This is a genomic window from Novosphingobium sp. G106 (assembly GCF_019075875.1).
Taxonomy (GTDB): Bacteria; Pseudomonadota; Alphaproteobacteria; order Sphingomonadales; family Sphingomonadaceae; genus Novosphingobium.
Genome location: NZ_JAHOOZ010000001.1, coordinates 1,364,455 through 1,383,444, shown reverse-complemented (window position 1 = coordinate 1,383,444; position 18,990 = coordinate 1,364,455). Strand labels below are relative to the sequence as shown.

The following is an 18,990-nucleotide window of genomic DNA, read 5'->3' as shown; positions in this document are numbered from 1 at the left end:
GCCAGGACCCGTCGCAATCGGTGGATATGGAACGATCCGGCGAAGCGGTCTTGCGTAATTACGGATTTGCCTAGGGTCCGTCGATTGCGATTGCCTGCGGGGGGCTGGCGCCTAGTCTTACGCCAATTACAGATGGTGAGAGAGACTGCGATGGAATTGGGCCTGCTCTACGAATTCGATGTGCCGCAGCCTTGGGCAGGCGAGCATCCCTGGGGCCAGCGCTCGGCCGAGCGCCAGGTCTATCGCGACAACATCGAGCAGATCGTCCTCGCCGACAAGCTGGGCTTCGAGGCGGTCTGGCTGGTCGAGCACCACTTCCGCGAGAACCGCAGTCACATGCCATCCAACGAGGTCGTGCTTGGCGCGCTGTCGCAGATCACCGAGCGGATCAAGCTGGGCTTCGGCGTGTCGCTGATGCCGCACGAGTTCATCCATCCCGCGCGCGTTGCCGAGAAGGTCGCGACCGTCGATCTGCTGTCCCGCGGCCGGGCGATCTGGGGCATGGGCCGCTCGACCCCGATGGAGCAGATCGCTTTCGGCGTCGACATCCCGGCGAGCAAGGACAAGATGAAGGCTGCGGCGAAGACCGTCGTCGGCATGTGGGAACAGGAATATTACGAGGAGGACTCCGAGTACCTCAAGTTCCCCAAGCGCATGGTTACGCCCAAGCCCTACCAGTACCCACATCCGCCGGCCTGGATGGCCGCCTCCAGCCCCGGCAGCGCCGCGACGGCGGGCGAGAACGGGCTCGGCCTGCTGTGCTTCTCGATCATGCAACCGCTCGACACGCTCAAGCAGATCATCGACTCCTACCGCGCCGCACAGGCGAACGCGAAGCCGTTGACTAGCGTCCACACCAACCAGGTCGGCGTCTACACCCTGGTCCATTGCACGGAATCGCGAGACAGCTTCGGCACCAACCGCCTCTGGGACTCGATGTGGTGGTGGTACAAGGGCATCGCCGAGTTCCACCTGAAGTGGGAGATGGCGCACCTGACCCCCGAGCAGCAGGCCCAGGCTTTTCCGCTGCTCGAAAGCCGCGCCCGCGGCGAGTTCGACATCACCGAGTTCGATCGCGAGGACATGGTCGTCGTCGGTACGCCGGACGAATGCCTGAAGAAGCTGCTGCGCTACGAAGAAGCCGGTGTCGACCAGCTGCTCTGTTACCTCAACTTCGGCTACCTGCCGCACGAGGCGGTGATGAAGTCGATCGAGCTGCTGGGCACGCGCGTCATTCCCGAGCTCAGAAAGCGGGGTGCGCATCGGATTGCGGCAGGTCTGGAAGGCGAGATTGCCAAGGCGAGTCAGTCGCAGAAAATCGAGGAATTCGGCTGACTTACGTTCAGGTCTCGGCGGGCGACCAGCGCGCCGAGGCCTCGCGCATGATCCGATGGAATTCGTCGAGCCGTGGGCGCACCTCGGCGCTCGATCCTGCTATGCCGAGCACCGTCGGCACCTGCAGGCCGCGCATCGGCAGGGCCATGGCCATCGACCAATAGTCCGAACCGGCGGTCGCCCCATCGGCGAAACCGGCCTCGCGGATCTGCGCAAGATCTTCGAGGATCGCGGGCAAGTCCGCTTTGGGCACGCGCGCCCGGTCGGCGAGGCGCAGCACTTCGGCATCGTCGAGCGAGGCCAGATAGGCGCTGCCGATCGCCGATCCGAATACCGACACGCTGAGCCCGCGCTCGCCGCGCTCCCCATCGGGCACGGCGCAGTCGATGAGCTGCATGAACAGGTCGTTGGGCGTCGAGATCGTGACGACCATGCCGGTCGCCGAACGGACCTCCTCGATCAGGTCGATGAGTCGCCCGTTGGCACCGTAGCTCGCGATGATCCAGGCGCTGAACTCGGCGAGGCGCGGCGAGGGCAGGTAGGTCTTGGCCCTGGCATCGAACACCAGGTGTCCGGAATCGAGCATCGTCTTGAGCAACTGGTTCGTCGTCGAGGCATGGATGCCTAGCGCCTTCGATATTTCCACCGCGCGCAGCGGCCGCCGCGTCGTCCCGAACAGCTCGAGTACGTCGAGCGCCCGCGTCGCGGATCGCGACAGGCTGCGGCGGTCGCCCGGCCGCTTGACGCGGACCAGCGCCGAAGGGCTGCGCGGAGTGCGAGTGGCGATCAGCGTCATACGATTGTCGTTCTACGCAATGCGGTAGGATCGGCAAGCATCGGCAGGACGATGCACGTCCATCCGCGACCCGGATAATGAAATAGCCGTATTGCAATGATTCCCCGTTGGGATAGATCACGGCCCGTCAGAGGAGTTGCGTGGGATGTCGAACGAAGCGAAATTCCGGAAACTGGCGGACGAGATCGCGGTCCGCACGCTGCTCGACGAATACTGCCTGCGCCTGGAAGTAAACGACTTCGAGGAATGGCTCGACCTCTTCACCGACGACACGGTCTACGATGTCTATCGCAAGGTGCTCAAGGGCCGCGACGAAGTGCGTGACCTGCTGTCTAAGGCGCCGGACGGCCTGCATCTGCCCGGTGCGGCGCGCATCACGCTCGACGGCGACCGGGCGGAGACGATCCAGAACTACCTGTTCATCGCCTCCGAGGACGCGGCCTGGAACATGGGTTGGTACTACCGCACCCTGGTCCGGACCGCGGCCGGGTGGAAGATCGCTCATACCGAAGTGAAGATGCAGAGGATCGGCACGGGCAAGCCACCATTGCTCAAGACCGGATCATGAGGGGACGGACGCCATGAAAATCGATTCCAGCATTGCCGCGGTCGTCACCGGCGGCGCATCGGGCCTCGGCCTGGCCTCGGTGAAAGCGCTGCGCGAAGCCGGCGCCAAGGTCGCGATCGTCGATCTCAACCATGAGACCGGCGAGAAGGCTGCGGCCGAGACCGGCGCTGTCTTTTGCCAGGCCGACGTGCTGTCCGACGAAAGCCTTGATGCCGCTTTCGCCAAGGCGCGCGCGGTTAACGGCCAAGAGCGCATCCTGATTGCCTGCGCCGGCGGCGGCAACGCCAAGACCACGGTCAGCAAGGACCGCGAGACCGGCGCGATGAAGCTGTTCCCGACCGCCGAGTTCGCCCGCGTGGTCAATCTCAACGCGGTCGGCACTTTCGCCACGATCACGCGCTTCGCGGCGGGTGCGGCAACGCTGGATCTGGTCGGCGGCGAGCGCGGGGCGATCGTCTGCACGGCTTCGGTCGCGGCGCAGGACGGGCAGATGGGGCAGGCGGCCTATGCCGCGGGCAAGGCGGCGATCGCCGGCATGACCCTGCCGATCGCCCGCGACCTCTCGCGCTTCGGTATTCGCATCAACACGATCCTGCCGGGCATTTTCTCCACCCCGCTGATGAACCAGGCTGGGCAGGAGATGAAGGACCGGCTCTCGGCCATGACCGCCTATCCCAACCGCTTCGGCGAGCCGCACGAATATGCCAGCCTGGCGCTCGAGCTCTGCCGCAACACCTATATGAACGCGCAGGCGATCCGGCTCGACGCCGGCATCCGTTTCGCGGCGAAGTGAGGAAGCTATGCTCGAACTGATCCCGCTCTGCACTGCCGTCGTCGACGTCGCGCCGCCGCATGCCGTAGGCGGCGGACGCAGCGTCGGCGATATCCGCTCGGTCACGCTCGACGGTGAGCGGATGAAGGCGACGCTGGCCGGTGCCGCTGCGGCCGACTGGATGACGGTCAGCGGTGCGATCGGCACGATCGACGTGCGCATGACGCTGCGCACCGACGACGGCGCGCTGATCTACGTGACCTATGGCGGCCGGCTCAACCTCGCCGACCGTGCCAACGGGCTCCACGCCCTCGTCGCGCCGGTCTTCGAGACGGGGGACGAGCGCTATGCCTGGCTCAACGCGATCCAGGCCGTTGGGAAGGGCAGGCTGACCCCGGGCCCCGACGGCACGCGCATCGACTACGAATTCTACGAAGTCCGCTGAGAGGAGCCGACATGCCCGTTCCGGATCACATCCGCGATACGATCGTCGACATCAGGGCCTATTCCGACGGCCGCATCTACGACGCCTACAAGTGGCTGCGCGCCAACGATCCGCTGGGCCGGGTCGAGGCCGAGGGCTTCGATCCGTTCCGCGTGGTCACGCGCCATGCCGACATCCAGGAGATCAGCCGGCAGAACGAGCTGTTCACCAACGGGCCGCAGTCGATCCTATTCACCCAGGCGCATATCGAGCAGACCGTGCGTGAGAGCGGCGGCGTCACGGTCAAGTCGCTGATCCAGATGGATGCCGCCGAGCATCAGGCCTATCGCGGGCTGACCAATGCCTGGTTCCAGCCCGGCAACATCAAGCACCTCGAAGGCCGCATCCGCGAACTGGCGCGGGCGGCAGCAGACCGGATGGCAGCGTCCGGCGGGCGCTGCGATTTCGTGGGCGAGATCGCGCTGCACTATCCTCTGCTCGTGATCATGGAGATCCTCGGGTTGCCCGAAGCGGACGAGCCGCTGATGCTCAAGCTGACGCAAGGACTGTTCGCTGCAGCCGATCCCGATGAACTGGACGCTGATGGCAAGCCGCCGGTGCGCGAGACCGACAGGGCGGCATTGTTCGAGATGATGGTCTATTTCAACAAGCTGACCGAAGAGCGTCGTGCAAACCCGACGAGCGACCTCGCTTCGGCCATTGCCAACGGCACGATCGACGGCGCGCCGCTCGATCCACTGGCGATGATGGGCTACTATATCATCGTTGCCACTGCAGGCCATGACACGACTTCGTCCTCCACTGCGGGCGCGATGTGGGCCTTGGCCCAGGATCCGGAGCAATTCGCACAGCTCAAGGCCGACCCTTCGTTGATCGGCCCGATGATCGACGAGGCGATCCGCTGGACCACGCCGGTCAAACACTTCATGCGCAATGCTACGGCAGATTGTGAAGTCGGTGGACAGAAGATCGCCAAGGGCGACTGGCTGATGCTCTGCTATGGCTCGGCCAACCGCGACGAGGCCGTGTTCCCCGATCCCGAGCGCTTCCGCATCGATCGCAAGCCCAACCGTCACGTCGCCTTCGGCTATGGCGCGCATCTGTGCCTGGGCCAGTATCTCGCCCGGATGGAAATGCGCATCCTGTTCGAGGAACTGCTGCCGCGGTTGCAATCGGTCGAGCTCGACGGAGACGCCAGGATGAGCGCGGCGACTTTCGTCAACGGCCCGATCCGGCTGCCTATCCACTATGTGATGAACTGAAGCCCATGACCCAGGGCGAACTTGAGGCGTTCAATGCGATCTGGCTGCAGGCCTGGACCGACAAGGACATAGGCGGGATCGCGGCGATGTATGCCGAGGATTGCAGCTATGTCGACAGCGCCAACCCCGGCGGGCTGACCGGGCGTGGGGCTTTGGTCGCCTATCTCGAGAAGCTGTTCCCGCACTTGCTAGAGTGGCGCTACTCGCCAGATGAGCTATGGCTGGTCAAAGGCGGATTTTGTGCGCGCTGGTTCTGCAATATGGGCGGCAAGCGGCTGCGAGGCTTCGATTTCGTGCTCATGCGCGACGGGCTGATCACGCACAATGAGGTCTATACTATCGCGCTGTGAGCGGTCAGAACGCGCCGTAGGTCTTGACCAGCGTCCGCTTGAGCTGGCGCGTGGTGAATAGCCAGCGTCCGTCGCGCTTCTCGTAGGTCTCGTGGTAGAAGCCGAAGCCGTGGATCAGCATCTCGTCGCTCGCGGCATCGAAGATCATATCCTCCATCGCCCAGATGCCTTTGGCCTTGGTGTCGGACTCGAAGGTGATCTCGGGGGTGTGCGAGTGATGCACGGTCTTGCGGTGATCGCCCATGAGCTTGCTGACGTTGTCGATCATCTCCTGCGCGCTGCCCCAGCGGGGAAAGCCCTCGTTGTGCGAGACGTGATCGGGCGCGTGGAGCGAGAGGTAGAGGTCCCAGTCCTTGGTATCGGCAGCCCGGTCGCGGCGGGCCTTGAGCAGCTTGATCTCCTCGCGCGCCACCAGTTCTTCGAGATCGGTCACAGCATCTACCTCCAATTACCTCTGATCACGCGATATAATAGTCGCCCGATGCGCGCACGGTGACGTCGCTGATGGCCACGCCCCAAGGCTGGTTGATCGTATGGACGATGGCGTCGGCGATGTGGTCGGGGGTGAGAAAGCCGTAGGCGACGCTGTCCTGGTCGGTCAGTTCGCCCGCATTGCCCGCCTGCAGCTTGCCGAGATCCTCGTAGAACGCCGCCAGATTGTGCCCGATCAGGCCGGATCCCGCTGCGGGATTGACCACGGTGCCCATCAGCCCGGTCGCCATGACGCCGGTCGGCTTGATCACGGTCACCTTGATCTTGCCGCGGGCCTCCTGGCGCAAGGCGTGGGAGAAGTAGTCAACGGCGGCTTTGGTCGCGCCGTAGACGGCCGCCCCGGCCGAAGCGCGATTGCCGTAGATCGACGAGAGGTTGATGATGTGGCCGCGGCCCTGGGCCATCATCTGGTCGTGGACCGCGATGCAGCCGTTCATCACGCCCTTGAAATTGATGTCGATGCAGCGCTCCCAGGCGGGTAGCGCGCTGGCGTGGTCGGCGATGAAGGCGAGCGGCATGATGCCGGCATTGTTCACCATCACGTCGATCGCGCCGTAGGCAGCGACCGCGGCGGCGGCAGCGGAACGCATGTCCTCGATGGAAGTGACATCGGCGATAATCGCCTGGGCCTCACCCCCGCGGCGCGGATCGCAGCGGCGATTGCTTCGGCCGCCTCTGCATTGACGTCGATGCAGGTCAGTCTCGCGCCCTCGGCCGCCAGTTTTTCGGCAGTGAGCCGGCCGAAGCCGCTGCCTGCACCGGTGATGACGACCGACTTGCCCGCGATGTAGTGGGCCACGTCGCTATTCGGCCTTCTTCGGCGCGCTGGCGAACGCTGGCAGGTTCGACGTGTCCATGCCGTAGCCGAACAGGCGGAAGTTCTGCTGGTGCCCCAGGTGGTGAAGCGAGAAGGCCTGGTCGATCGCGTTCATCTGCCCCTGGATGTCGAGCGTCTTGTTGACCGCCTCCTTGGCCAGCTTGAGCGCGAAAGCGGGCTTGGACGCGATCTTCTGCGCCATGGCGAGCGTGAAGCCTTCGAGCTCGGCAAGCGGCACGACGTGGTTCACCATGCCGAGCCGGTGCGCCTCCTCGGCGTTCCAGCTGTCGGCGGTGAACAGGAATTCCTTGGCCTTGCGCGGGCCAAGCTCCCAAGGATGCCCCAGCCACTCGACCGCCGGCATGCCAAAGTTCACCACCGGATCGGAGAATACGGCATTGTCCGCCGCGACGATGATGTCGCAGACCCAGGCATAGATCAGCGCGCCGGCGATGCACTTGCCTTGCACCGCGCAGATCGTCGGCTTGGAAATGTTGCGGATGCGCCGCGCGCTCTCGAGGTAGCCTTCCTTCTCCGCCGCGTACCAACCATGCGCGCCGGGCTCGAGAAAGCCGCTCCAGGTCGAGACTCCAGGCGAGGAATCCTGCATAGCCTGCTGATATTCCTCGACCGTGTCGGCGATATCGTGCCCGGCCGAGAAATTGCGGCCGTCGGCGGCTAGCACGATCACTTTGACGCTGTCGTCGCGCAGCGCGCGGTCGAAGGCCTCGTTGATCGCGAAGATCAGCGCCGGATTGAGCGAATTGTGCTTGTCCGTGCGGGCGAGGACGACGCGCGCGACCCCGGGTGCGGGATCTTCGTAGCGGACGAGGGCGTCGGTCATTTTCTCTGCTTTCAGATCAGGCGTTGAGCGAGGGACGCTTGGCAGTCTTCCAGTCCTCGCGGTGCTGCACGGTCGCCTCCAGAGCCTTCTCCCAGAACCCTTCGCCTTTCGCCAGGTTGACGAAGTTGAAGGTGCTGGCCTGCCTGATTTCCAGAAGCTCGACGCCTTCCGGGCCAGGCTTGTAGGTATAGGGCACGCCCGAAGGGATGAAGAAGCTGTCGCGCGGGCCGAGTTCCTCGGTGCCCATGCGCAGGCTGCCGGCGATGATGTAGTAGAGGCAGTCCGCGTCGTGGCTGTGTAGGGGCAGGGCGTACCCCTCCTTGAACCAGACGTGGGTCAGGCTGAAACCGGGGAGCTGGCAGAGCACCTTGATCTCGTCGCCTTCGAGATAGCCCGCGGCCATCACCTTATCCATCCCGGCGCGCTGCACCGGGCTGAACGGCTCGACCGTCATGCATTTGGCTTCCATGAGCCCCGGCGCGTCCTTGGCGCGGAAGATCTGGAACTTGCCAAGATCCTGTGAGGTGTCCTGCTGCTCGTCGGCCATGTTCAGTATCCTTTGCCTTTGCCGATGTTGGCGACGTGGCTGACCATCAGCTCCTTGTAGTCGGGGCTGAGCATCAGCGAGCTGTTCGCCAGCCGCTCGACCGCCGCGGCCTGGTGTGCACCAAGGTCGGCCGCGAGTTCGATCGCCACCTTGGCCGTGCCGACCAGCTCGGCGTTCTGCTGAGCGAGGTGCCGGCAGAAGCCCATCACGTCGGATTCGAAGCTCTCGTCCGGATAGACCTTGTGGACCAGACCGGCGATCCGCGCTTCCTGTGCGTCGATCGGCATGTTCGCCATGATCATCAGACGCGCCCAGTGCGGCCCCACCAGGCGGACCAGGCGGCTGACGCCGTTTGTCGCCGGCAGGACGCCGAACTTGGCCTCGGGAAAGGCGTAGGAGGCGCTGGCCGCGGCCAGGCGGAAGTCGCAGGACAGGCTCATCTCCAGGCTGCCGCCGACGCAGCGCGCGTGGTGAGCGACGACGAAGGGCTTCTCGATGTGCTCCATCTCGTCCCAGACGCGGCGCATACGGTTAGCGCCGCGGCGGTGCTGGTCGCGGACCTGCGAGCCCTTGGTCGGGTATTCGCGCTGTCCGGCGTCGCCGCTCTGCTTGAGATCGGCGCCGGCCGAGAAATAGCGGCCCTTCGACTTGATCAGCATCACGCGCAGTTCGGGCGTGTCGCGGTAGCGTTCGACCGCCTCGTCGAGGATCTTCATCAGGTCGAAGCTCATGGCGTTGAGCTTGTCGGGGCGGTTGAACGTCGCGACGAGGATGTTCTCCTCGACCACTTCGACGAGCATGTGCGGTTCTTCGGTCATTTCAGGCTCCCATGAACGGTTGTGCGGCGACTATCGGGCGGCGAAGCCCGCGCGCGCAACCCCTAGAAACCGATGTCGAGGATCGGTGCGTTGTAGCCGCTGTTGACCACGGTCTGGCCCTTGCGCAGCGTCTCGGCATCGAGCCCGGCGAGATAACCGTCGACCAGTCGCTGGTAGTTGCTGATCATGCCTTCCTGCTCGTGCGAGAGGCGCATTTCCTTGAACTGGTGCAGGCCCACCTGCTGGCGCGGCAGGTTCGAATAGTCCTGCATCGGGATCTCGGGGAATTCCTTCGAATCGTAGGGCAGCATCGTCGGGCCCTTGGGCGTCTCGTAGGGCTCGTCGTCGGGACGCAGCACCAGCGACCATATCTCGAACAGACAGGTCTCCGCGGTCAGTGGGCGGATGCGGTAGGACGACATCGCCGCGAAGCTCGGCAGCAGGAAGTAGTGCGGGAACATGAATTCCACGTCGTGGAACGGCTTTTCCTGATTGACCTTGGCAATGTCGAACATCGGCGCGCCGCGGGCGAGGCCATCGGCGGTGATGTCCTGCTGCGCCTTCGCGATGAAGGCGCCGAGCGCGGCCATCGGGTCTTCGGGCACGTCCATGTCGCGCAGCTTTTCGATCACCGCGACTTCGGTTTCGTGGATCATGCCCGCCATGCCGGCCGAGAGGCGCACGTAGAAATCGGCCATGTTGTTGACCATCATCCGCGAGTCCATGTTCCGCGTGGGCACGTTCTCGTCGACGTCGACGCCGTAGGAATTCATCGGCATCAGGTCGTGCAGCTGCGGATGCGTGCGCATGACGTGATAGCCTTCCATGAAGGCTTCCATCGCCAGCTTCCAGTTCGTCGGCAGCACGGTGCCGTACCACCAGTCCATCTTGAGCCGATCGACATGCCGCGCATCGAGGATGTCGACGACCGGGCCGAGCGATTCGATCAGGCCGGGCGCATCGTCGTCGAAGTTGATGAAGGCGCAGCCGCCCCAGAATTCGACGCGCACGGGCGGCAGATCGATCTCGGCATGGTCGAGCAGAGCTTCGTCGAAAATCTGCTTGCCGAAGACGAACGTGTTCTTGCCCTCGGCATTCCAGCGCCAGCCGTGAAAGGGGCAGATGAAGCCCGTCTTGGCGCAGTTGCCGGGCTGGTCGACGAGCTGGACGCCGCGGTGGCGGCAGGCGTTGTGGAATGCCTTCACCCCGTTCTTGGTGCGAACGACGATGACCGATTTGTCGAGATTGCGGTATTCGACATAGTCGCCGATGTGCGGGATCTCCTCGAGCCGGCAGGCCATCTGCCAGACGTGCGGCCAGAGCTTCTCGTTCTCGAGCTTGAAGAATGCTTCGTCGTAATAGCGCTCGGCGGGGATCCGCTGCGGGTCGGTAACGCGGAACGGAACCTGCGCCAGAGCGGCTTGAACATCCTGAGTCATGTCTCTTCTCTCTCCTGCCGGCGTGGCCGCGAGTCGCCTCGCGCTGTCCGATCGTCGGGCCTGATGCTAATTAATGCATCGCGGCTTGTGAATTATTTTTGCCCCCATGTCGCGATAGCCGTGCCCGCGATATGCAGTCAGCACCAACGATCGAAGAAACCGGCCACTTCCGTGGCGAAGAGTTCGGGCTCCTCCCAGGCCGCGAAGTGGCCGCCCTTGGGCATTTCCTGCCAATGGACGATGTTGAAGCGCTTCTCGGCTGCCGATCGCGGCGGCGGCACGGTTTCGCGCGGGAAATGCGCGAAGCCCATCGGCACGGCGATCGGGCCGCCATCGGTAGGCCTTGCCGTGGTCATCGAGTTGTAGAGCCACATCGCCGCCTGGACGTTGTCGCTGATCAGATAGGTCATCACGCTGGTGATGAGCTGGTCCTTGGTGAAGGCGGTCTCGATGTCGCCGTCATTGTCCGACCAGGCGCGGTATTTTTCCAGCACCCAGGAAGCGAAGCCAATCGGCGTGTCGGCCAGAGCCAGGCCGATCGTCTGCGGGCGCGAGGTCATCTGCTTCGAATAGGCACCGACGTCGTTCATCCGCCTGCGCGCCGCCTTGAACCACTCGGCCTCCTCGGGCGACATCTCGCCGCTCGGCCGGTGCGCGAGGTAGTTGAGGTGGAAGGCGGCCACGGTGTCCGGGTGGTTCTGCGCTAGTGCTGTCGTCACAGAAGCGCCCCAGTCGCCGCCCTGCGCGCCGAAACGGGGATAGCCGAGCACTTCGACCATCAGGGTGCGCCAGATCCGCGCGACATCACCCGCGCCGATCGGCCGCGTCGGCCGGCCGGAAAAGCCGTAACCGGGCAGCGAAGGCACGACGACGTCATAGCCGCGCGCCGCGAGCAGCGGCATCGCCTCGAGGAATTCGAGCACCGAACCCGGCCAGCCATGGCTAAGGATCAGCGGATAGCCTTTCGCACCGTTGGTCGCCGGCAAGTGATAGAAATGGATCGCAATTCCTTCGATCTCGGCGACATATTGCGGCCAGGCATTGAAAGCGTCCTGCGCCGCGGCCCAATCGTAGCGATCGCGCCAGTAGTCGCGGAATTCCGCTAGATAGCGGGCATCGGTGCCATATTTCCAATCGGCATCGTCGTCGGGAGCATAGCCGATCACCGCATTAGCCACGCGATCCGCGATCCAGTCGAGGCGGGCTTTCGGTGCCTCCAGGCGAAACGGGCTTTTCACGGGGCGGTCTTCCGGTCAGAGTGTGTGCAGAGGCCGGATGCCTATCGGCCCGATCGATGAAATGCAAACGTCGTGTTGCATTATGTCGCCGGGGCGATGAGCGGAGAATAGAGCCCAAAAAGAACATAACAGGAGAGAGTGCATGGCAACCCAAGGCGGAGCCTCCGCGCGAAGTCCGCATGCCTGGCGGACGGTCTGGATCCTGGCGCTGGTCTGGACCATGGCGATGCTCGACCGGTTGATCCTGCTGCTTCTGATCCCCGGCATCAAGCAAACGATGGGGCTGACCGATACCGAGGTCTCGCTGCTCTATGGCCTAGCTTTCGCGATCTGCTTCTCGGTCATCGGCATTCCGCTCGGCCATCTCGCCGACCGCTGGAACCGGCGCAACCTGCTGCTGATCGGGCTGCTGGGCTGGAGCGTGTCCACGCTGGCCTGTGCCCTTTCCCAGAGCTTCTGGCCGTTCTTCCTGGCGCGTATGGCGCTCGGCGCGTTCCAGGCGGCGCTGGCCCCGGCGGCAATCTCGATGATCGCCGACCTGTTCCCGACCGCCGAACGCGGCAAGCCGACCGCCTTGCTGCTTGCCGCCTCGATGTTCGGCGGCGCGCTGGCGAATTTCCTTGGCGGCGGGCTGCTCGACTATTTTTCGCATCACCAGCCGGACCTACCCGTGCTGGGCAAGCTCGCGGCTTGGCAGCTGGCGTTGCTGGGCGCCGGGCTGGTCAGTCTGCTGGCCATTCCGCTGATGGCTACCGTCCGCGAGCCCGAACGCGAAAGCGCGCCCGCGCAGTTTGCCGGCGAGAGCTTCCGCATGGTCGATCATGTTCGGCGCAACGGCCCCACCTTCCTGCTGCTGTTCGCCGCCTTCATCGTCATCGCCATTGCCGGCAACGGCGTCGGCAACTGGTGGCCGGCGGTCTTCATGCGGCAAAGCGGCCTGACGCCGACCGAGACGGGGCTGGTCCTCGGCATCGTTTCGCTGGTCGGCGGCATAGGCGCCGCGGTGATCGGCGGCGCGCTGAGCGATTGGGCGGCGCGGCGCGATCCGCGGACCGGGCGACTGAAATTGACCGCGGTCGCGCTCGTCGGCCAGGTGGTCGTGCTGCTGTCGCTGTTCGATCCGCAATTCGTCCCGGGGATCGTCGCGGCGCTGCTGATTTCGGTGGTTCTGTCCGGCGTCGTCGGCGCTGCCTGCTATTCGCTGCTGCCCGATCTGGTGCCGCCGCAGGGCAGGGGGCTGCTCATCGCGATGTACCAGTTCGTCGGCAATCTGATCGGCTTCGGGCTCGGGCCAACGGCTGTTGCCCTGGTCACCAACCAGGTGCTGCGAACCGAGGCACGCGTCGCCGATGCGATGATGCTGTTCGGCTTGCCGGCCTATGCCTTCGCTGCGATATCCGTGGCGCTGGCTGTGCCCTTCGTGCGGCGTTTGCGCGAGCGTACGGGCTAGTCGCTGCCCCTAGTCGCTGGAGGCGATGACCCGGCCGGCGGCCTGGACCATCCCGGCCTTGGTCAGCGCATCGGTCATCGGCATATGGTCCGATCCCGAGGCGGCGCGGATCGAGTCGATCACGCTCTCGGGATCGCTGCCCTCGAGCTCATAAAGCGTCAGTAGCGTCCACTGCGGCGCTGCGTCGAGTTCGTAGACGCGCTGGAAGTCGAGGCTGACGAGCTTGCCGCCGACCACGCCGGGCATGCGTAGCACGTCCTGGAAATGCCGGTCGCGGTACCAGGAAACGAATTCCTCTTCGCGTCCCGGGACAGCGCGCGACAGGACGGCATAAGTGAAGCGGCTCATAGCGATTTCTCTCCCGAAGTGAGGCCAATGTAGCCGAGCAGCTTGCTTATGCAACGACTGGCGAGCATTATCTTCGACGTTGTATGGGAGAAGGCCGACTATGGCGCAGATCGAGGGGAAGCGCTGGAGCGAGCGGCCCGAGGGTTCCAACTGGGGCGATTTCGGGCCCGACGACCAGATCGGCCGGCTCAACCTGATCACCCCCGAACGCCGCCGCGCCGCTGCCGCCGAAGTGCGCGAGGGGATCGCCTTCTGCCTGTCGCTGCCGCTCGACTGCCCGCGCGTCCAGCTCAACCCGCGCCGATTTCCCCCGCAGATCGGTTTCTCGATGCGCGGCGAGGATCCGGCGATGAACTACCCCTACGACCGGGTCTTTCCCGGAATGAAGGAGACCGTCTGCGACGACAAGGTGACGCTGAGCCTGCAATATTCAACGCAGTGGGATGCGCTCTGCCACATGGGCTGCCTCTACGACTCACGCGGCACGGGCGAGGAAGTCACCTACTACAACGGCTTCCACGCCGAGGACGACGTCAAGGGCCCGGTGGACTACCTGCACGATCGCCAGGCCAAGGATGGTCCCTACGGTGCCCGGGCACTCGGCATCGAGCGCATCGCCGAGACCGGCCTGCAGGCGCGCGGGGTGATGATCGACCTGCAGGCTCATGTCGGGCTTGAAGCCGTGCCGGTGGGCTATGACCAACTGATGCGGATACTCGAAGCCGACAAGGTCGAGGTAGAGGCAGGCGATGTGCTCTGCTTCCGCACCGGTTTCGACCGGGCTCTGCTCGCCAACTATGCCGATCCCGAGGTGACGCTCGATCCGCACAAGTGCTCGGGGCTCGACGGTTTCGACGACAGGCTGCTCCAGTGGGTCGCCGACAGCGGCGCGGTGGCGCTGGTCTCGGACAACGAAGCGGTCGAGATCAGCCCGGATTTCCAGCGCCAGACGCCGCACGGCATCCGCGTGCCGCTGCACAATCTCTGCCTGTTCAAGCTGGGCATCCCGCTCGGCGAGTTCTTCCTGCTGAGCGACCTGGCCGATTGGCTGCGCGCCAACGGCCGATCGCGCTTCCTCTTCACCGCGCCGCCGCTGCGATTGCCCGGCGCGGTCGGGTCGCCGGTGACGGGGGTGGGAACCGTATGATCGACGTGGCCGAACTGCGCGAAACCATGGACCGGGACGGCGTCGTCTGCCTGCGGGGCTTCCTGTCGGCCGAGCAACTGGCCGACGCGACCGCCGCTTACGAATGGACGCGCGACCACCGCGGGCCGGGGTTCACCACGATGGGCGGGGACGAGCGCTCGTGGCAGGACCTGTCCAATCCCGCGAGCTACGCTGCCTATGCCGGGATGCTGTCCCGCTCGCCGATCCCGCCGCTGCTCCAGGCGCTCTGGGGCGGGCCGGTCTGGTACATGTACGAGCAGATCTTCCACAAGGAAGCCACGGACAATTTCACGCCCTGGCACCAGGATACGCCCTATATGCCCGTGGCGGGCCAGCATCATGCGGTGTTCTGGATCAGCCTCGATCCCGTCAGCCGCGAGGCCACGCTCGAATATTGCCGCGGCAGCCACCGCGGACCGGTGTTCAACGGCACGAGCTTCAAGCCGGGCGACCCAACCGATCCGTTCTACAAGACCGGTGACCTGCCGCGCCTCCCCGACATCGAGGCCGACCGCAGCCGCTGGGACATAACCGGTTGGGCGACCGAGCCGGGCGACGTCGTGCTGTTCCATCCGAGCGTGCTCCACGGGGGCGGCGCTCCCGGTCCGCAAGGGCGCCGCCGCACGCTGACGCTGCGCTTCTTCGGCGAGGATGCGATCTATTGCACGCGTCCGGGACGCACCGCGGCGCCCAATGTTGCAGGGTTGCACGATGGCCTCCGTCACGGCGATCCTTTCCGCCACCCGGTGTTTCCGCAGCTGGCTTGAGGGATTGCCCGCTTGCCTATTGCTGGCGGCACGATATGCATCGCGCGTAAAGCATTTTTCCGCGAGCGGGAGAGGACGACAAGTGTCGGGTGAATCGGTGAATATCCGTGATCCATTGGTCGAGAGGCTGCTCGGGCCGGGCAAGCCGTTCGAGCTCGAGAGCGAAACGATCGGCGGCCATGATCACGAGGTATTCAAGGGCGCGCCGCGCAATCTGGCCGGGCTTTATCGCAAGGGGATGGCCTTCGGCGACCGCATTATGGTCGTCCAGGGCGATACCAGCATTACCTATGCCGATGGCTTCGCCCGCGCAGCCGCGCTCGCGAAGGAACTGCACGCTCGATATGGCGTGACCAAGGGGACCACGGTTGCGGTGATCACCGCCAATCGCCCCGAATGGATCATCTCGACCCTGGCGATCACGACGCTGGGCGGCATCGCTGCGCTGGTCAATAGCCGCGGCGCGGCCGAGGAAATGCTGCGGGCGATCGAAAAGGTCGGCTGCACGCTCGCCATCCTAGATGCAGAGCGCGACGACGTGATCTCCGCGGCGACGCCCGATCCCGTCTGGCCACGCATCGTCATCGGCGAGCCAAAAGTGGCCTTGCGCCAAGGCGACGCCGATTTCGCCGAACTTTCGGCGCCGCAGCCTGGCGTCGATTTCGCACCGGTCGAGATGCAGCCAGCCGACGGGGCAATCATCCTGTTTACCTCGGGCACGACGGGCTTCCCCAAGGGGGCGCTACTGAGCCACGGCGCGCTGACCCACTCGGTTGCGGTCGCGACTTTCATGGGCACCCTTCAGGACGTCCGCTACGAGGAAGAAAGTGGCGAGACGCTGCCACCCGATCGCCGGGCGATGACCACCCCGGCGGTGATCCTCGGGCCGATGTTCCACCTCTCGGGCATCATGCCGATCCTGCGCGCGCTGAGCCTTGGCACGACAATCCACATCATGGGCAAGTGGAGCGCCGACGTTGCGTTCGACATGATCGAGCATGTCGGCATGACGCGGCTGTCTTTCGTGCCCGCCATGCTGTTCGACATGTTCCGCAGCCCCCGCGCCACGCCCGAGATGCTCGCCAACGTGCGCTACATGGTCAACGGCGCGGCGCCGCTCAATCTCGAACTGGTCGAACAGATCAAGGCGCGCATGCCGAACTGCCAGCTCGCCAACGGCTATGGCCAGACCGAGGCGACCGCCTGGACCTGCGGGATCAGCGGCAACATCTATCTCGAACACCCAGCAGCCTGCGGGTGGGCGGCGCCGACCACGAGGGTCGAATTGCGCCGCGACGACGGCAGCGTGGTCACGGGCACGGGCGAGCCGGGCGAGCTATGGGTCCGCAGCCCGATGCTGATGAACCAATATGTCGGCGATCCTGAAGCGACCGCCGAGACGCTCAAGGATGGCTGGCTCGCTTCGGGCGACATCGCCACGGTCGACGCCAATGGCATCTACACGATCGTCGACCGCAAGAAGAACATGGTCATCTCGGGGGGCGAGAATATCTATTGCGCCGAGGTCGAGCGCGTCGTCGGCGATCACCCGGCGGTGCGCGAGGTGATTGCCTATGGCCTGCCCGACGTGCGCCTGGGCGAACGGATGGCAGTGACCGCGGTGCTCGAACCCGGCGCCGAGGTGGTCGAAGACGAGATCAAAGCCTTCAGCAAGCAGCGCCTGGCGATCTACAAGGTTCCGCGCGACGTCTTCCTGGTCCGCGACGCGCTGCCGCGCACGGCATCGGGCAAGGTCGATCGCGGCAAGTTCCTGAAAGCGCTGCGCGAGCGCGCCGAAGCCTGACGATAAGAAAAAACGAGAGGATAGGGTGAATGAGCGATCTGCAATTCGATGAGACCTTCGATTTCGTTTCGGTGGGCAGCGGCGGCGGCTCGATGTGTTCGGCGCTACTGATGCGCTCGCTGGGCAAGAGCGTTGTCATCCTGGAGAAGATGCCGCGGATCGGAGGCACGACCTCACGCTCGGGCGGGGTCATGTGGATCCCCAACAACCGCTTCATGAAGGAAGAGGGAGTCGAGGACAGCTACGAGAAGTCGATGACCTACATGGAATCAACCGCGGGCCAGTCGCTCGATGCGCCCGGAACCAGCCCGGCCAAGCGCAGCGCTTATGTCACTGAGGGGCCGAAGATGGTCGACTTCCTCGTGAACAACGGGATCAAGCTGCGGCGCGTTCCCTGGTGGCCCGACTACTACGACGATCGCCCCGGCGGCTCCGTCCCTGGCCGCACGGTCGTCGCCGACATTTTCAACACCAACGAGCTCGGCGAATGGCGCGAGCGGCTCGAACCCAACTTCCTCGGCAATACGCCGGCCTTCCTCTTCGAAGGGTTCGAGATCGGCCTCGCCAAGCACTCGTGGATCGGCAAGCGCGACATGCTGAAAGTGGGCATGCGCATGGCCCTGGCCAAGCTGACCGGCAAGCGCTGGGTCACCGCTGGCGGCGCGCTGCAGGGGCGGATGTTGCAGGCCAGCCTGAACGCCGGCGTTGACCTGCGCGTCAACAGCAAGGTCAGCGGCTTCATCCAGGATGAGAACGGCGCGGTGAAGGGCGTCATCACCGAGAAGGACGGCAAGCCCTGGCGCGTCGGCGCGAACCTCGGCGTCTTGGTGAACGCCGGCGGCTTCAGCCACAATCAGGAGATGCGCGACAAGTACCAGCCCGGTACTTCGGCCAAGTGGACCGCGGCAACACCCGGCAGCACGGGCGAGATGATCCTCGAGATGAACAGGATCGGCGCCGCCATCGGCCAGATGGAGGAAATGGTCGGCAACCAGATGACGATCCCGCCGGGCAAAGAGAACCAGGGCAACGGCGTCTCGCTGGGCGAACTAGCGGGCGGCCAGACGCATTATGCCAAGCCGCACTCGATCGTCGTCGACCAGTCGGGCGTCCGCTACATGAACGAGGGCGGCTCCTACATGGAGTTCTGCCAGAACATGCTCAAGCGCGACAAGATCGTGCCGGCCGTGCACAGCTGGTGGATCGGCGATCAGAAGGGCCGCGACGATTATCACGGCGGTAATCCGCCCAAGGCCTGGCTGGAATCCGGCTTCTTCAAGCGCGCGGACACGATCGAAGGCCTCGCCGACCAGATCGGCGTCGATCCGAAAGTACTCCGCAATACGATCGACAAGTTCAATGCCGATGCCCGCGCGGGCGTGGACAGCGAGTTCGGCCGCGGCAACCGCGCCTACGACAACTTCCTGGGCAACTTCCACCGCAAGGACGGTTCGCACACCCTGGGGCCGATCGAGACGGGGCCGTTCTATGCGGCGCCGGTTGTGCCGGGTGACGTGGGCACCTATGGCGGCGTCGTCACGGACGAGAACGCACGCGTACTGCGCGAAGACGGCAGCTGGATTGAAGGGCTCTATGCGACAGGCATCAGTACGGCTTCGGTGATGGGCCGGATCTATCCGGGCGCGGGGTCGAGCGTGGGACCCAGCTTCGTGTTCGGATGGATCGCCGCCAAGCACGCGGCGAACGCCAGCAACATCGCCTGAGGCCGG

The 18,990-nt window shown here is 64.8% G+C and carries 19 protein-coding genes and 1 pseudogene; 11 read left to right on the top strand and 9 right to left on the bottom strand.

Going from position 1 to position 18,990, the window contains the following annotated elements; all coding sequences use genetic code 11:
- The first annotated feature begins 150 nt into the window (after positions 1–150).
- On the top strand, positions 151–1,335 hold the full coding sequence (locus KRR38_RS06570; RefSeq protein ID WP_217399785.1) for an LLM class flavin-dependent oxidoreductase: 1,185 nt from the start codon (positions 151–153) through the stop codon (positions 1,333–1,335).
- Positions 1,336–1,342: 7 nt separating this feature from the next.
- Here the strand turns inward: KRR38_RS06570 and KRR38_RS06565 are convergent, their stop codons facing one another.
- Positions 1,343–2,131 (bottom strand): IclR family transcriptional regulator, encoded by a 789-nt coding sequence (locus KRR38_RS06565; RefSeq protein ID WP_217399783.1) that lies wholly within the window; start codon positions 2,129–2,131, stop codon positions 1,343–1,345.
- Positions 2,132–2,276: 145 nt separating this feature from the next.
- Here KRR38_RS06565 and KRR38_RS06560 point away from each other — a divergent pair, with 145 nt between their 5' ends.
- From KRR38_RS06560 to KRR38_RS06540, 5 genes are read left to right on the top strand one after another with little or no spacing between them, the layout of a single operon-like run.
- A complete protein-coding gene (locus tag KRR38_RS06560) occupies positions 2,277–2,699 on the top strand; it encodes a nuclear transport factor 2 family protein (protein ID WP_217399781.1) in 423 nt (140 codons plus the stop codon).
- Positions 2,700–2,712: 13 nt separating this feature from the next.
- Positions 2,713–3,492, top strand: coding sequence for an SDR family NAD(P)-dependent oxidoreductase (locus KRR38_RS06555; protein WP_217399779.1), 780 nt, complete (start codon positions 2,713–2,715; stop codon positions 3,490–3,492).
- A 7-nt stretch (positions 3,493–3,499) separates the two neighbouring features.
- Positions 3,500–3,916 carry a DUF3237 domain-containing protein gene (locus KRR38_RS06550; protein ID WP_217399777.1) on the top strand — a complete coding sequence of 139 codons (417 nt, stop codon included), beginning with the start codon at positions 3,500–3,502 and terminating at the stop codon, positions 3,914–3,916.
- An 11-nt stretch (positions 3,917–3,927) separates the two neighbouring features.
- Positions 3,928–5,178, top strand: a complete 1,251-nt coding sequence (locus KRR38_RS06545; RefSeq protein WP_217399774.1) for a cytochrome P450 — start codon at positions 3,928–3,930, stop codon at positions 5,176–5,178.
- Between the two features lie 5 nt (positions 5,179–5,183).
- Complete coding sequence (locus KRR38_RS06540) at positions 5,184–5,528, top strand: nuclear transport factor 2 family protein (protein ID WP_217399772.1); 345 nt, start codon at positions 5,184–5,186, stop codon at positions 5,526–5,528.
- 4 nt (positions 5,529–5,532) lie between these two features.
- Here KRR38_RS06540 and KRR38_RS06535 read toward each other — a convergent pair whose 3' ends face one another.
- From KRR38_RS06535 to KRR38_RS06500, 7 genes and pseudogenes are all read right to left on the bottom strand, one after another.
- Positions 5,533–5,961, bottom strand: coding sequence for a nuclear transport factor 2 family protein (locus KRR38_RS06535; RefSeq protein ID WP_217399770.1), 429 nt, complete (start codon positions 5,959–5,961; stop codon positions 5,533–5,535).
- A 25-nt stretch (positions 5,962–5,986) separates the two neighbouring features.
- A pseudogene (locus tag KRR38_RS06530) lies at positions 5,987–6,819 on the bottom strand (SDR family oxidoreductase).
- 4 nt (positions 6,820–6,823) lie between these two features.
- A complete protein-coding gene (locus KRR38_RS06520; RefSeq protein ID WP_217399766.1) occupies positions 6,824–7,681 on the bottom strand; it encodes an enoyl-CoA hydratase in 858 nt (285 codons plus the stop codon).
- A 16-nt stretch (positions 7,682–7,697) separates the two neighbouring features.
- The gene (locus KRR38_RS06515) at positions 7,698–8,228 is read right to left on the bottom strand and encodes a cupin domain-containing protein (RefSeq protein ID WP_217399764.1); all 531 of its coding nucleotides are present in this window, start codon (positions 8,226–8,228) and stop codon (positions 7,698–7,700) included.
- A 2-nt stretch (positions 8,229–8,230) separates the two neighbouring features.
- The gene (locus KRR38_RS06510; RefSeq protein WP_217399762.1) at positions 8,231–9,046 is read right to left on the bottom strand and encodes an enoyl-CoA hydratase/isomerase family protein; all 816 of its coding nucleotides are present in this window, start codon (positions 9,044–9,046) and stop codon (positions 8,231–8,233) included.
- A 62-nt stretch (positions 9,047–9,108) separates the two neighbouring features.
- Positions 9,109–10,485 carry an SRPBCC family protein gene (locus KRR38_RS06505; RefSeq protein WP_217399760.1) on the bottom strand — a complete coding sequence of 459 codons (1,377 nt, stop codon included), beginning with the start codon at positions 10,483–10,485 and terminating at the stop codon, positions 9,109–9,111.
- 137 nt (positions 10,486–10,622) lie between these two features.
- Complete coding sequence (locus KRR38_RS06500) at positions 10,623–11,723, bottom strand: epoxide hydrolase family protein (protein ID WP_217399759.1); 1,101 nt, start codon at positions 11,721–11,723, stop codon at positions 10,623–10,625.
- A gap of 142 nt (positions 11,724–11,865) precedes the next feature.
- Here KRR38_RS06500 and KRR38_RS06495 point away from each other — a divergent pair, with 142 nt between their 5' ends.
- Positions 11,866–13,173, top strand: a complete 1,308-nt coding sequence (locus KRR38_RS06495; RefSeq protein ID WP_217399757.1) for an MFS transporter — start codon at positions 11,866–11,868, stop codon at positions 13,171–13,173.
- A gap of 9 nt (positions 13,174–13,182) precedes the next feature.
- On the opposite strand, the gene KRR38_RS06490 is transcribed toward KRR38_RS06495, so the two are convergent.
- Positions 13,183–13,521, bottom strand: coding sequence for a hypothetical protein (locus KRR38_RS06490; RefSeq protein ID WP_217399755.1), 339 nt, complete (start codon positions 13,519–13,521; stop codon positions 13,183–13,185).
- A 100-nt stretch (positions 13,522–13,621) separates the two neighbouring features.
- On the opposite strand from KRR38_RS06490, the gene KRR38_RS06485 reads away from it, so the two are divergent.
- The 4 genes from KRR38_RS06485 (at position 13,622) to KRR38_RS06470 (ending at position 18,984) form a co-directional block, all read left to right on the top strand.
- A complete protein-coding gene (locus KRR38_RS06485; RefSeq protein WP_217399753.1) occupies positions 13,622–14,668 on the top strand; it encodes a cyclase family protein in 1,047 nt (348 codons plus the stop codon).
- Entirely contained in the window at positions 14,665–15,456 is a 792-nt protein-coding gene (locus KRR38_RS06480) for a phytanoyl-CoA dioxygenase family protein (RefSeq protein WP_217399751.1), read from the top strand. The genes KRR38_RS06485 and KRR38_RS06480 overlap by 4 nt, the downstream gene beginning before the upstream one ends.
- 82 nt (positions 15,457–15,538) lie before the next feature.
- Positions 15,539–17,260: a class I adenylate-forming enzyme family protein gene (locus KRR38_RS06475; protein WP_217399749.1), complete on the top strand. Its 1,722-nt coding sequence runs from the start codon at positions 15,539–15,541 to the stop codon at positions 17,258–17,260.
- Between the two features lie 29 nt (positions 17,261–17,289).
- Complete coding sequence (locus KRR38_RS06470) at positions 17,290–18,984, top strand: FAD-binding protein (protein WP_217399747.1); 1,695 nt, start codon at positions 17,290–17,292, stop codon at positions 18,982–18,984.
- The last annotated feature ends 6 nt before the right edge of the window (positions 18,985–18,990 follow it).

Bases quoted from the DNA above. Each gene is read 5' to 3' on its own strand.
- KRR38_RS06550 (WP_217399777.1), top strand. From the start codon at position 3,500: ATGCTCGAACTGATCCCGCTCTGCACTGCCGTCGTCGACGTCGCGCCG.
- KRR38_RS06490 (WP_217399755.1), bottom strand. From the start codon at position 13,521: ATGAGCCGCTTCACTTATGCCGTCCTGTCGCGCGCTGTCCCGGGACGC.
- KRR38_RS06520 (WP_217399766.1), bottom strand. From the start codon at position 7,681: ATGACCGACGCCCTCGTCCGCTACGAAGATCCCGCACCCGGGGTCGCG.
- KRR38_RS06565 (WP_217399783.1), bottom strand. From the start codon at position 2,131: ATGACGCTGATCGCCACTCGCACTCCGCGCAGCCCTTCGGCGCTGGTC.
- KRR38_RS06480 (WP_217399751.1), top strand. From the start codon at position 14,665: ATGATCGACGTGGCCGAACTGCGCGAAACCATGGACCGGGACGGCGTC.
- KRR38_RS06540 (WP_217399772.1), top strand. From the start codon at position 5,184: ATGACCCAGGGCGAACTTGAGGCGTTCAATGCGATCTGGCTGCAGGCC.
- KRR38_RS06505 (WP_217399760.1), bottom strand. From the start codon at position 10,485: ATGACTCAGGATGTTCAAGCCGCTCTGGCGCAGGTTCCGTTCCGCGTT.
- KRR38_RS06560 (WP_217399781.1), top strand. From the start codon at position 2,277: ATGTCGAACGAAGCGAAATTCCGGAAACTGGCGGACGAGATCGCGGTC.
- KRR38_RS06510 (WP_217399762.1), bottom strand. From the start codon at position 9,046: ATGACCGAAGAACCGCACATGCTCGTCGAAGTGGTCGAGGAGAACATC.
- KRR38_RS06470 (WP_217399747.1), top strand. From the start codon at position 17,290: ATGAGCGATCTGCAATTCGATGAGACCTTCGATTTCGTTTCGGTGGGC.
- KRR38_RS06545 (WP_217399774.1), top strand. From the start codon at position 3,928: ATGCCCGTTCCGGATCACATCCGCGATACGATCGTCGACATCAGGGCC.
- KRR38_RS06570 (WP_217399785.1), top strand. From the start codon at position 151: ATGGAATTGGGCCTGCTCTACGAATTCGATGTGCCGCAGCCTTGGGCA.
- KRR38_RS06515 (WP_217399764.1), bottom strand. From the start codon at position 8,228: ATGGCCGACGAGCAGCAGGACACCTCACAGGATCTTGGCAAGTTCCAG.
- KRR38_RS06555 (WP_217399779.1), top strand. From the start codon at position 2,713: ATGAAAATCGATTCCAGCATTGCCGCGGTCGTCACCGGCGGCGCATCG.
- KRR38_RS06485 (WP_217399753.1), top strand. From the start codon at position 13,622: ATGGCGCAGATCGAGGGGAAGCGCTGGAGCGAGCGGCCCGAGGGTTCC.
- KRR38_RS06495 (WP_217399757.1), top strand. From the start codon at position 11,866: ATGGCAACCCAAGGCGGAGCCTCCGCGCGAAGTCCGCATGCCTGGCGG.